Origin of the sequence: Arthrobacter liuii (assembly GCF_014639275.1) — a bacterium.
GTDB classification, from domain to species: Bacteria; Actinomycetota; Actinomycetes; order Actinomycetales; family Micrococcaceae; genus Arthrobacter; species Arthrobacter liuii.
In genome coordinates, this window is the sequence record NZ_BMFW01000056.1 from 1 (window position 1) to 10,897 (window position 10,897).

The window sequence follows — 10,897 nt, forward strand, 5'->3', positions numbered from 1 at the left end:
CGGACCTGGGTGTGAACCTGGGCGCGAACGCCGGTGTGGCGAGCACGGTCCAGAACACCACGGAGGAGAACGGCACCACCGGGACTGACCGTGGTTCGTTCGTTTCGGCGACGGACCTGGGCCTGAACCTGGGCGCGACCGCCGGTGTGGCGAGCACGATCCAGAACACCACGGAGGAGAACGGCACTACCGGGACCGACCGTGGTTCGTTCGCTTCGGCGACGGACCTGGGTGTGAACCTGGGCGCGAACGCCGGTGTGGCGAGCACGATCCAGAACACCACGGAGGAGAACGGCACTACCGGGACCGACCGTGGTTCGTTCGCTTCGGCGACGGACCTGGGCCTGAACTTGGGTGCCAACGCTGGTGTGGCGAGCACGATCCAGAACACCACCGCCGTTAAGAACACCGGAATCCTCGGCGGCTAATCCAGCCGACCCGGGGGCCGGATGCCATACCTGGCATCCGGCCCTTGCCGGGGAATCTCTCGTGAACAGCGACACGCGGGACGCGTCCCCGGTGCCTTGAAATTGATGCAGGACCGGGTGGGGAGGGAATGACCGGGCGCCGGGCCTTGTTACCGAGACCATGACACTTCTTCCGACACAGACACCACCCGCTCTCGCCCTCGCCCTGGTTGGCGGGGGAAGTACCGATGATCTGAAGCTGGGAACCGGAGCCGGCGGCCGTTTTAGCCTGGTTGTTTTCTACCGTGGCCTGCATTGCCCGATCTGCCGCAAACAACTGGCCGAAATCGACAAGCGGTTGCAGGACCTGGAAGCTGCCGGGATCGGCCGGGCCGTCGCGGTCAGCATGGAAACAGCGGACCGCAGCACCCGGATCGTGAATGAGTGGCACCTGTCCAACCTCCCCGTCGCTTACGGCCTGGACGAGGAAGCCGCCCGGGCCTGGGGGCTGAATCTCTCGGACGCGATCAAAGACGGCGAACCGGACCTCTTCAACGAACCGGGCATCTTCATCCTCGACGAAGACGGAACGTTGTTCTGGTCCAGCACCGCGACCATGCCCTTCGGCCGGCCGTCCTTGGACGATGTCATCGCCGGGGTCCGCTACGCCCAGGACCACGACTACCCGGCCCGCGGGGCCGCCTGAAGCCCGGGGTGAGACAACGTCCGGCGCAGCTGGGGGCCGCCCGCGCGTCGGAGGTTGCCTCAACCGGCCGCCTGAAATCCGGACCCCGGGAAGGGTGAACCCGCTCCCCTGCCCGTGCTCCAAGGCAAACCGGCGCCTACGATGGGCAGATAACAACGAGGGCTGTTCCGCACGATCGGCCTGATAACCGTAAACGGAGGATCCATGACCCGGGACGTCAATATCCACGCCCAGGAGCGTTTCGGCGCCGCCGTGAACAGCGGCAACTTCGATGAATTCGACGACGTCGTCGCGGCCGGCTGCGTCGATCACGACCCGGCACCAGGACAGGTTCCGGGACCGCAGGGATTCAAGGACCTCTTCACGGGGTTGCGCTCTTCTTTTCCCGATCTGCACTTGGAGGTCGAACACCTCACCGCCACCGACGATGACGTCGCGTTCGCCTACACGGTCACCGCAACACATCAGGGACCGCTAATGGGCCACCCGCCCACCGGAGGGACCATCAACGTTCGGGGCATGCAGATCGGACGGTTCGAAAACGGCAAACTCGTCGAACGCTGGGGAAGCAGCGACCAGCTGGGCATGCTCACCCAACTCGGGCTCGCCCCGCAGCCATGAAAATCATTCGCGCACTGGCCACCGGGGCCGCAGCAGGCGCCGCCGGGACCACAGCCCTGAACACCCTCACCTACCTGGACATGGTCTGGCGTGCCCGCCCCGCCAGCAACACACCCGAGGCCACCGTCAAAAAGTTGGCCGACATAACTGGGGTCAAGATCCCGGGCACCGACGAAGAACGCACGAACCGCCTGGCCGGGCTCGGCCCGCTGACAGGGCTTGTCGTCGGCATCGGCGTCGGCGCCGTCCTCGGGCTTACCCGGGAAGCCGGATACCGGCCCGGACTCCTCGCTTCTTCCCTGGCCGCAGCGGCCGGCGCACTGATCGGCAGCAACGGCCCCATGACCGTGCTCGGAATCACCGATCCACGCACATGGTCTCCCGCGGACTGGGCAAGCGACATCATCCCGCACCTTGCCTACGGCATGGTGACAGGTGCCGCGCTGCACGCTTCACCACAAGAGCCACATCCGGGACATGCGGTGGGCGGGCTACGCCGAGAACAGGCCTTATGACGAGGTGTCCGAGACAGTCATCAACAGGATGGGAGCACAAGTCCTCCACCGGAGCCTGGGTTGTTTGTTTCCGATTCAGCGTCAGGCCATTGTCCTGGCCTACTTTGGGTGTCTGACTTACCGCGAAGTTGCCGAACAGCTCTCCATGCCATTGCCGACGACCAAATGGCGCATTAGAGAGGGCCTGCCACGGCTCGGAACGGAACTCGAACCAGCATCACCGCTTCCCGCAGGTACGGTCAGTGCCCTGCACCATTGACCCGTCGAAAAGGCGATGGAGAACGGGACGTGTGACCGGCCGGCTCCACAGCGTCCCCTGGCAGCCAGTTTGATATCCCCTGTGGAAACCCCCGACGCCTCTGATTACCGCAGCGCCAAAGTGGCTGTCAACGCCGACGCCCATAAGAGGAGGCGCCAATCTGCTGGGAGAGCGGCGCCGAATCGTTGTTGAGGTCCTCGTCCGGGGGCCACGACAGCACCGGCCCTGCGCTTTGAACCTGCGAGGGGCCCCGCTCTGAAAGGTCCATGTGTCATGCGCACTTCCCCCAACCGATTGATCGCCACCATTTTTGGTGCCGTTTACCTGCTCGTCGGTCTTCTCGGTTTCGCGGTAACCTCCGGCGTCGGCTTCTTCGCGACCGAAGGACCCCTCCTGATTATTTTTGCCGTGAATCCCCTGCACAACGTCATCCACCTTGCCATCGGTGCGGTCCTGCTGGCCGCGGGCCTGAAGTCCGTCCCCGCGGCCCGGTCGGTGAACACCACGGTCGGGGCGGTTTACCTTCTGGTCGGGATCGTGGGTTTGTTCCTGCTCAATACGTCCTTGAACATCATCGCCCTGAACGGCGCGGACAACGTCCTGCACCTGGCCAGCGCTGTGCTCCTGCTCGGTGTGGGCCTCTCCCAGGACAAGACCGTCAACCGCCGCACCACCGTGCGGGCCGGCCGGGCATGAACCACGCTGCCGTGGCGGGGGCAACGGACCGGGCCCGGGGTGAGAGCCCGGTCCGGGGCCTGCTTCTGGGCGAGTCCGTCAGGACCCTGGCAGCGTTCGCCGGTCTGGGTGCCGCTACCCTCAGTTTCGGGACCAGCGCAATGTTGCTGACCACGGCCAGCGGACTTCCCTGGGCGATGGCAGGAACGGTCGCTGCCGGCCTCTGGGGTGCGGCACTCCTGGTGTGGGCGGTGCAAAGTCTCCGCACGGGAGCTCCGGCATGGCCCCGTGGGCTCCTTCGCGTGGCCCCCGTCTGGGTGTTCCTGCACCTGGCCGCCGTCGCCTTGAGGATCTGGTGGCCTGGCGGATCTTCCCGCTCACTCGATGGAACCGCTCTGAGTGCGGCCGTCCTGGAGCTGGTCATCCTTGGCTGCGTGGGCTGGCTGGGCCGCCAAACCTTCCGTCCGGGTGATCGTCCTGCAGCCGCAGGACCCCTCCTGATGGTGACCTTCGCTGCCGCCCTCGTCGTCGCAGCGATCACCACCCCCGGCCTGGCCGCAACCGCAGCCGGGCAGCACGCCGTCCCGCATGGAGAACACGGCGGCAGCACCCCGAGTGCCCCGGCCGGCCACCACCACTGACCCACACCACAGCTCACGGGAGAGCCGGACCCGACCATGTCAGCCCGGGCCAATGCAATCTCTACCTCCGCTGGATACTCGGCGGTTTGGTCGTCTGATGACAGGCCGGAAGCAGTTATGGAAGACATTACCAATGACATAGTCAGCGGCGGCGTTCTGGATCTCGCCGAGCTGTATGCCGCGGACTGCCTGGGCAGCCAGGCCGAGCAGGCAGTGGAGGACTTCCTTCGATCCGGCCCCGAACCGGTCAGACACCAGTTTTTTCTCCGCGTGGCACAAACCCGTGGCTGCAACGCATCAGCACCCTCGCGGCGATATGCCCTCACCCACGTTTCGAGCAGACGAGGTGAGGATAATCCAGCTTCTGCAGCGAGATCCGGGGAAGTCTCGCCAGCGATGAACCGTTCGACCAAGCCGATCTTGAATTCGAACGAGTACATACGTTTTGTCGGCTGTGCCACCAACGCTCCTCGACCATGGATCCTCCACCACCGATAGAGACGATTGACTGGCCCGCGAGATACGCCCAGCAAGCCGGCTGTCGCCTTATCTGCAATGACCTTCTCGAATCACGCTACAGCGGCCTCGCGCTGATTTTCGGACAATGAACTATTTCGGCGTCTGGGGGAGAGTTGGGCCGGGGCCTGGAAAAGGCTGGCACGGAAATCCCCAAAACCGGCGGAATGACGCAAAGTAGACGTTATGGCCAATTCCCCCAGTGGTGAGTCCGTCGTTACCAGGCTCGCGCGCCTTTTGGCAGCCTTCGGCCCTGATCATGAGGCGCTGACGCTCACCTCCCTGGCGCAACGGGCCAGCCTTCCGGTATCAACTACCCAGCGCCTTGTCGTCGATCTTCTCAAGCACCGGTTCCTGGAAAAGACTGAGGATGGTCTCCTGCGGATCGGGTCGCTTGTGCAGTCGCCGGCGGCAGCCGTGTCGAGCGGGTCGTATGTGGGTTTACGCAATGCCGCGGTGCCGCTGATGGAGTCGGTGCACGCCGTGCTGCAGCAGCAGGTCACTTTGGCGGTTCTGGACCACGACCAGACGCTGTACCTAGAACGCGTGGCACGTGGTGGCACGGCCACGAACATCACGCAGAGAATGGCTCGCCTGCCCCTGCTCGGCAATCCATCGGGTCTCATCCTGCTCGCCCACCAGTCCGCCGCCTACCAGGCGAACCTCTTCGCCTCCGCAGATGGAGACTTGCGGGCCGTGCTCGCCCAAGCCCGAGCTGAAGGATTTGTGACGCGCCCTGGCATCCTCACGGAAGGGACCATAGCGGTTTCCGTTCCAGTGCTGGGCGACCTGGAGGATCTTCCCGCCGCACTGACGGCAGTCATTCCCCAAGTCGGGGCGAACATCCCGCTCACCGTAGCCGTCCTGAGGTCGGCGTCATTTGCCATCACATCAGCGATGAAAACCCAGCTGGACTCCGGACCCGACCCGCGGAGCCGCGAGATCCTCCTCACCTCCAGGCGGATCTGAACAGCCTTCCCGTTCAATGGGAAATCGCAACCCGCCATGATGGCTGCTTTGCCAAAATCGAGGGGCAGTTAAGAAAAAGCTGAATGCCGAATCTCCCCAAGGATCTCGGCCGCGGCGTCGGCAGGCCGCGCTTCCCCCAAGCGTGACCTGCCGGTGCTGCGACAGCCATGTCGGCCGCCGCCACTCGATCTGAAAGGGATCATCTTGCCCGTACGAAACGAACCTTGGCCCGAAGGCACACCGACCTGGATTGACGCCCAGGTGGATGACGTCAAGGCCGCCGCCGACTTTTACTCGGCCTTGTTCGGCTGGGATGTTCAGGACGCCGGACCCGGTGCCGGCGGCTACCACATGGCCTTCCTCGACGGGTCGGTCGTTGCCGGTATCGGCCCGAAACCCGATAACGCCGGTCCCATGCCATCGGTGTGGAGCACCTATATCTCTGTTGACGACGCCGATACCACGGCTGCGAAGATCACCGACGCGGGCGGCTCCTTGATGATGCCGCCATTCGACGTCATGGACCAAGGCCGGATGACCGTGGCCTTCGATGCCGCCGGCGCCGCGTTCGGGCTCTGGCAGGCCAAGGCACATCACGGCATCGCCCGATACGGGGAACCCGGATCCGTCAGCTGGAACGAGTTGCACACCCGCGACTACCAGCGGTCCCGGGACTTCTACGCGCAGGTCTTCGGCTACACCTACACCGACCTCGACGGCGGGGACGACTTCACCTACGCCACCATCGAACGCTCCTCGGACGCTCAGACTGTCGGCGGCATCAGTCACGACACTTCCTTGGCCGAGGGAATGCCCAACTACTGGCTGACCTGGTTCGCCGTCGCCGACCCCGACGCCACGATCGATCAAGCCACCGGCCTCGGAGCCCGGGTACTGTTCCCCGCCACCGACAGCCCGTTCGGCAGAATGGCTGTCCTGCAAGGGGCCCAGGGCGAAGTGTTCGGCATCATCCAGCCACCCGCCACCGAGTCCTAAGACACTGGCTATAGCCTCAGATAGGGCGCGCCCACGTAGTGGTGCGCCCTTTTCTGTGCCGCGAGGGAGACCAAACACCCTGCGCCCCGGCCCGCACCGCTGGCCCCGACGCAACCCCGCCCGTCCGTAGATGAGCCGGGCGCAGGGGGAATTTAATCCCCCGCCTGGGTCTTGCCGCTGATGAGGGCTTCTCTACGAAGGCACCTGCCAGGAACCATCCCCAACACTGCAAAGGACATTTACATGCCCACTCTTGATCCCCTGTGGAACTCTCTCCGCATCGGCTCCACAGAGCTGCCCAACCGTGTGGCTCTGGCGCCGATGACCCGGGTCAGCGCAACAGAGCACGGCCACGCGACCGAGCGGATGGCATCGTATTACTCCCGCTTCGCCCGCGGAGGCTTCGGGCTGCTCATCACCGAAGGCATCTACACCGACACCGCCCACAGCCAGGGCTACCTGTTCCAGCCCGGCCTGGCCACGGCCGAACAGGCCGATTCCTGGGTGAAGGTCGTTGACAGGGTTCATGCAAACGGTGCGCGCATCTTCGCCCAGCTGATGCACGCCGGCGCCCAGGCGCAGGGCAACCGCTTCGTTGACTCCCCCATCGGCCCGTCGCCCGTCGCCCCCAGGGGAGAGCAGCTGGGCTTTTACCGCGGCGAAGGCCCGTACCGGGAACCGGAAGAGGCCACCCCGGCCCAGATGGAGCAGGTGCGCGAAGGCTTCGTGAACGCGGCGCTCAACGCCAAGGCTGCCGGCTTCGACGGGGTGGAGATCCATGGCGCGAACGGTTACCTGCTGGACCAGTTCCTCACGGACTACTTGAACCAGCGCACCGACCGGTATGGCGGCACGCCCGAGAATCGGGTGCGGTTTGTGGCTGAGGTAGCCCAGGCTGTCCGCGATGCCGTCGGCCCGGACATGACCGTCGGGATCCGCATCTCCCAGGGCAAGGTCAGCGACTACACCCACAAGTGGTCCGGCGGTGCAGAGGAAGCAGAAACGATCTTCACCGCGCTGTCGGCGACAGGTATCGACTACATCCACACCACCGAGTACCGCGCCGATGCCCCTGCCTTCGGTGATGAAGGGCCCTCACTTGCAGCCCTCGCCAAGCAGCACACGGGCCTGCCGGTCATCGCCAACGGCAACTTGGATGAACCGGAAGCAGCCGCGGCCCTGATCGCTGACGGCCAGGCCGACGTCATCGCCTTGGGCAAGGCAGCCCTCGCTACCCGCGACTGGCCCCGGCGGGCACGCAGCAACGAAAGCCTCGATGAACTCGACGGCAGCGTCTTCGCACCCCTGGCAGACCTCAAGGACTGGGAACTGGAACCCACCGCCTAACGTCAGCATCAACTCCCTACGATCGGAGCGAATCCATGACACTTCTTCCCACACAAAAAGCCCCCAACCTTGGCCTGGACCTGGTCGGCGGAGGAAACACCGACGACTTGAGGCTGTGCACCGGGGCCGACGGCCGCTTCACCCTGGTGGTCTTCTACCGGGGCCTGCATTGCCCCATCTGCCGCAAACAGCTCGCCGAGATCGACAGGCGGATCGATGATCTGCAGGCGGCCGGTATCGGTCGAACCGTCGCGGTCAGCATGGAGACAGCCGAGCGGAGCACCCGCGTCGTGGACGAGTGGCACCTGTCCAAACTCCCCGTCGCCTACGGACTGCCCGAGGAAGCCGCACGATCATGGGGGCTGAACCTGTCCCGGGCGATCAAGGACGGTGAACCGGATCTCTTCAACGAACCGGGCATCTTCATCCTCGATGACGACGGCACGTTGTTCTGGTCCAGCACGGCCACCATGCCCTTTGGCCGGCCGTCCCTGGACGACATCATCGCTGGCGTGCGGTACGCCCAGGACCACGACTACCCCGCCCGCGGAGCAGCATAAGGAACCGCAGCCCCATTCGTAGTCCACTCGGCTCGTACGCCTTCGGCCAGTTCCGGAGGCGTACGGGCAACCCCGCCCCAACGGAAAGCGCACGCTATGAAGAAGCCCTCGGTCATTGTTTTCGACGTCAACGAAACACTGTCCGACATGTCCCCCATGGCCCAACGCTTCGCCGACATTGGCGCACCGGAGCATCTAGCCAAGTTCTGGTTCGCAAGCCTACTTAGGGACGGGTTCGCCCTCGCCGCCGCTGGCGACAACGGTTCATTTCCTGACATTGGAGCCGACGTCCTCCGCGGAATGTTTGACGAGATGGAACTGAACCGGGACTCCGGGAGCGCGGTCGAGCACGTCATGGGCGGCTTCTCCAGCCTGAGCCTGCACCCCGACGTAGTCCAGGGTGTCAAGGCATTGCACGGGGCCGGATACCGTCTGGTCACGCTGTCCAACGGCTCCACTCATATCGCCGAAAAACTGTTCACCGACGCCGGTATCAGGGACAAGTTCGAGCTGTTGCTCTCCGTGGAAGATGCCCCTACGTGGAAGCCCAGCAAAACAGCCTACGAATACGCCGCTTCGGTCTATGGGTCCAGCCCCAATGACATGCTCCTGACCGCCGTCCACCCGTGGGACATCCACAGCGCAGCCCGCGCCGGCCTCTCAACCGCCTGGATCAACCGTGACGAAGCCCAGTATCCCCAGTACTTCCAGGCGCCCGACCACACGGTGCCCAAACTCCCGGACCTCGTCACCGCCCTGGACAAAGGAAGGCTAAACCGCGGCTCCTAGTACTACAGTCGCGTTTGTTTTTGTGATTGTCGCTTTCTGTAGTGATGCTGGCGGGCGTCCGCTTGATGTTTTCGGCGCCATTGTGAGCGGTTCAGGACGTGCTTGGGGTCTGGGAGGCAGGCCCAGGCGAGGCGTGTGATGAGGTGACGGATTTCGGGCAGGGAGAGTTCTACGAGGTCTTTCGGCCCGGTTCCGGCGCCCCTTTTTTGGCCTTGACGGCGTGAGGAAGGCGTGGGCGAGCATGGACAGGGTGATGTGGCGGTACCAGCCGGTGTACTGGCGGACCTGGTAGTGGTCGAGTCCGGCTTCGCCCTTGGCGGTCTGGAAGGTTTCCTCGATCGACCAGCGGATCCCGGCGATCCGGGCCATTTCGGCCAGGGCGACGCGTTTGGGGTGTGGCAGATGAAGTACGCGAGTTCTGAAGGGTTGGCCAGGTTGCGGCGGCCGAGCAGCCAGTGCTCGGCCTGGCCGTCTTCGGCGCCGTTGATCCTTACCCTCGCCCAGGTGTAGTCGCGGATTCCTTTTGACCCGTCGCCGGCAGAGCGGGTCCGCCACGCGGTCGGGATAAGGTCCGCGATCGCCGCGTCGGCGCGCTTCTCCGTGCCCAGGAAGGTGTCGTCCTTGACCGCGACGCGCTGGGAGACCGGGACCGCGAGGACGTAGTAGATTCCGCGTTCCTCCAAAGTGCGGCGCAGCCGGTGGTACTGGCCGTACACGGCGTCCCCAGCCGCCCATTTCGCCTGGACCCCGGAGTCCAGGGCGCGTTCGATCATGTCGATGGCCAGCGCCGGCTTGGTCTTGAACCCGCGCTCTTCCGGGATCCCGGCTCCCGCGCATCGGTCCGGATCGTCGGTCCATTCCTTGGGCAGGTAGAGTTCCCGGTCCAGAAACGTCCTGCCGTGCTTTGTGGCGTAGGTAAGGAACACACCGATCTGGCAGTTCTCCACCCGCCCCGCGGTCCCCGAATACTGTCGGGTGACACCGGCGGACCGCCGGCCCTTCTTCAGGAAACCGGTCTCGTCAACAACCAGCACCCCGTCCGGGTCCCCGATCTTCTCCAGGACGTAGGAGCGCAGATCGTCCCGCAACCCGTCCGGGTCCCAATCCGTGCTCGAAAGCAGCCGCTGCATCCGGTCCGGAACCCGGTGCCCTGCACGCTCCGAGAGCGTCCAGGAGTTCTTCCGTTCCTCTTCGGAAATCAGCCCCCGCACATACTCCACCGCGTTCGCCCGCGGCTCCGACCGGGCGAACGTCGCCCCGATCAGCTCCCCGACCTCGACCAAACCATCGGCCCATTCCCGTACATCCGCACAGAACTATAGTCAGGCCTGTGCAATTGTCAACGGGCGGAGGGCGACCACGCCCTCCGAGATTAGAACGACAAATCGTGGGGTGATGATCACCCACGACGACTTCAGCGCGGGTATCCCTACCGTCAATCGGCCGGCCGCAGACTGTCTAGTCGCGTCCACACGCAAGCCCCAGATCCTCAGCCTGTCGTGCCAAATAACGTCGCGAAAATCCTGCCAATAAACCCTGAAAGTCACAGCCCGGGCCTTCATTTTCCCGGAAGAGCGCGGATCTCGGCGGCCTCTGCGATTCTCGTAACCATGTATCGAAACCTTGTGACTAGATTGGTGTATTCACCATTAGTTACGAGACATCTCGGAGAGCCCATGACCAAATTGATCGGGTACGCGCGTGTTTCGACGCGGCAGCAGTCCACTGACCGGCAGCAGGCCGATCTGCTCGCCGCTGGCGTCCGACGTGATGACCTTCACGTGGATCACGGTGTGTCCGGGGCGCGGGCTTCCCGGCCCCAGTTTGATCGGGCACTCCGGGCGCTGATCGACGGTGACACCCTCGTTATCACGACACTGGACCGGCTCGGGCGAT

General features: G+C 64.4%; 13 protein-coding genes and 2 pseudogenes. 13 read left to right on the plus strand and 2 right to left on the minus strand.

Annotated features, from left to right (window positions below):
* From IEW19_RS22605 to IEW19_RS23810, 7 genes are all read left to right on the plus strand, one after another.
* Positions 1–428, plus strand: a 428-nt coding sequence (locus IEW19_RS22605) for a hypothetical protein (protein WP_188573795.1), incomplete at its 5' end; no start/stop codon positions are given.
* Positions 429–588: 160 nt separating this feature from the next.
* Positions 589–1,113: a redoxin domain-containing protein gene (locus IEW19_RS22610; protein ID WP_188573796.1), complete on the plus strand. Its 525-nt coding sequence runs from the start codon at positions 589–591 to the stop codon at positions 1,111–1,113.
* A gap of 204 nt (positions 1,114–1,317) precedes the next feature.
* Positions 1,318–1,734: an ester cyclase gene (locus IEW19_RS22615; protein ID WP_188573797.1), complete on the plus strand. Its 417-nt coding sequence runs from the start codon at positions 1,318–1,320 to the stop codon at positions 1,732–1,734.
* Positions 1,731–2,249, plus strand: a complete 519-nt coding sequence (locus tag IEW19_RS22620; RefSeq protein ID WP_188573798.1) for a hypothetical protein — start codon at positions 1,731–1,733, stop codon at positions 2,247–2,249. The genes IEW19_RS22615 and IEW19_RS22620 overlap by 4 nt, the downstream gene beginning before the upstream one ends.
* A gap of 28 nt (positions 2,250–2,277) precedes the next feature.
* Positions 2,278–2,508 carry a sigma factor-like helix-turn-helix DNA-binding protein gene (locus IEW19_RS22625; protein ID WP_229748713.1) on the plus strand — a complete coding sequence of 77 codons (231 nt, stop codon included), beginning with the start codon at positions 2,278–2,280 and terminating at the stop codon, positions 2,506–2,508.
* A gap of 273 nt (positions 2,509–2,781) precedes the next feature.
* Positions 2,782–3,204, plus strand: coding sequence for a DUF4383 domain-containing protein (locus tag IEW19_RS22630; protein WP_188573800.1), 423 nt, complete (start codon positions 2,782–2,784; stop codon positions 3,202–3,204).
* On the plus strand, positions 3,201–3,824 hold the full coding sequence (locus tag IEW19_RS23810) for a hypothetical protein (RefSeq protein ID WP_229748712.1): 624 nt from the start codon (positions 3,201–3,203) through the stop codon (positions 3,822–3,824). The genes IEW19_RS22630 and IEW19_RS23810 overlap by 4 nt, the downstream gene beginning before the upstream one ends.
* Before the next feature lie 293 nt (positions 3,825–4,117).
* Here the strand turns inward: IEW19_RS23810 and IEW19_RS24365 are convergent.
* Positions 4,118–4,264, minus strand: a pseudogene (locus tag IEW19_RS24365) (helix-turn-helix domain-containing protein); the annotation flags it as partial.
* Between the two features lie 262 nt (positions 4,265–4,526).
* Here IEW19_RS24365 and IEW19_RS22640 point away from each other — a divergent pair.
* The 5 genes from IEW19_RS22640 (at position 4,527) to IEW19_RS22660 (ending at position 9,001) form a co-directional block, all read left to right on the plus strand.
* The gene (locus IEW19_RS22640) at positions 4,527–5,309 is read left to right on the plus strand and encodes an IclR family transcriptional regulator (RefSeq protein ID WP_188573802.1); all 783 of its coding nucleotides are present in this window, start codon (positions 4,527–4,529) and stop codon (positions 5,307–5,309) included.
* 204 nt (positions 5,310–5,513) lie between these two features.
* Entirely contained in the window at positions 5,514–6,305 is a 792-nt protein-coding gene (locus tag IEW19_RS22645) for a VOC family protein (protein WP_188573803.1), read from the plus strand.
* Between the two features lie 243 nt (positions 6,306–6,548).
* Positions 6,549–7,652, plus strand: a complete 1,104-nt coding sequence (locus IEW19_RS22650; RefSeq protein WP_188573804.1) for an oxidoreductase — start codon at positions 6,549–6,551, stop codon at positions 7,650–7,652.
* A 35-nt stretch (positions 7,653–7,687) separates the two neighbouring features.
* A complete protein-coding gene (locus IEW19_RS22655; RefSeq protein WP_188573805.1) occupies positions 7,688–8,212 on the plus strand; it encodes a redoxin domain-containing protein in 525 nt (174 codons plus the stop codon).
* Between the two features lie 96 nt (positions 8,213–8,308).
* Positions 8,309–9,001, plus strand: a complete 693-nt coding sequence (locus IEW19_RS22660; RefSeq protein ID WP_188573806.1) for a haloacid dehalogenase type II — start codon at positions 8,309–8,311, stop codon at positions 8,999–9,001.
* Between the two features lie 210 nt (positions 9,002–9,211).
* On the opposite strand, the pseudogene IEW19_RS22665 reads toward IEW19_RS22660, so the two are convergent.
* Positions 9,212–10,284 (minus strand): annotated as a pseudogene (locus IEW19_RS22665) (IS701 family transposase); the annotation flags it as partial.
* A gap of 393 nt (positions 10,285–10,677) precedes the next feature.
* On the opposite strand from IEW19_RS22665, the gene IEW19_RS22670 reads away from it, so the two are divergent.
* A partial coding sequence (locus tag IEW19_RS22670; protein WP_188573807.1) for a recombinase family protein occupies positions 10,678–10,897 on the plus strand: 220 nt, incomplete at its 3' end.

Coding starts and splice junctions, on each gene's coding strand:
- IEW19_RS22620 (WP_188573798.1), top strand. CDS start 1,731: ATGAAAATCATTCGCGCACTGGCCACCGGGGCCGCAGCAGGCGCCGCC.
- IEW19_RS22650 (WP_188573804.1), top strand. CDS start 6,549: ATGCCCACTCTTGATCCCCTGTGGAACTCTCTCCGCATCGGCTCCACA.
- IEW19_RS22640 (WP_188573802.1), top strand. CDS start 4,527: ATGGCCAATTCCCCCAGTGGTGAGTCCGTCGTTACCAGGCTCGCGCGC.
- IEW19_RS22630 (WP_188573800.1), top strand. CDS start 2,782: ATGCGCACTTCCCCCAACCGATTGATCGCCACCATTTTTGGTGCCGTT.
- IEW19_RS22660 (WP_188573806.1), top strand. CDS start 8,309: ATGAAGAAGCCCTCGGTCATTGTTTTCGACGTCAACGAAACACTGTCC.
- IEW19_RS22655 (WP_188573805.1), top strand. CDS start 7,688: ATGACACTTCTTCCCACACAAAAAGCCCCCAACCTTGGCCTGGACCTG.
- IEW19_RS22610 (WP_188573796.1), top strand. CDS start 589: ATGACACTTCTTCCGACACAGACACCACCCGCTCTCGCCCTCGCCCTG.
- IEW19_RS22615 (WP_188573797.1), top strand. CDS start 1,318: ATGACCCGGGACGTCAATATCCACGCCCAGGAGCGTTTCGGCGCCGCC.
- IEW19_RS22625 (WP_229748713.1), top strand. CDS start 2,278: ATGGGAGCACAAGTCCTCCACCGGAGCCTGGGTTGTTTGTTTCCGATT.
- IEW19_RS23810 (WP_229748712.1), top strand. CDS start 3,201: ATGAACCACGCTGCCGTGGCGGGGGCAACGGACCGGGCCCGGGGTGAG.